Here is a 255-nt window from a genome sequence, read left to right as displayed (position 1 = left end):
TCGACCAGGGCGGCAATCGCCGCCGCGATCTTGGCTTCGCCGTCGATCTTGCTCAGGTACTGCGGGTGCGGGTTGGCCTTCGCCTCATGCGCCATGACAGCCTCGGCGGCCTTGTCGTCGGCATACTTGCGGGTGGCCAGCACCACGGACGGATCGATTTTCAGCTCGATGGCGGCCGTGCTGGCGACGATCAGCACCACGCGCACCACTTGCGTGCGGGCGCTGCCCTCGGCCATGACGGGCTTATAGCTGGGC

At 67.1% G+C, this 255-nt stretch carries 1 protein-coding gene; it reads right to left on the bottom strand.

The features are described from left to right. A partial coding sequence (locus MRBLMS1_RS24700) for a phage tail-collar fiber domain-containing protein (protein WP_485882664.1) occupies nucleotides 1–255 on the bottom strand: 255 nt, incomplete at both ends.

It is taken from the genome of Massilia sp. LMS1-1-1.1 (assembly GCF_040815535.1).
Taxonomy (GTDB): Bacteria; Pseudomonadota; Gammaproteobacteria; order Burkholderiales; family Burkholderiaceae_D; genus Janthinobacterium; species Janthinobacterium aestuarii.
Note: the sequence above shows the minus strand (reverse complement) of the source record. Positions and strands in the feature narration are given on the sequence as shown.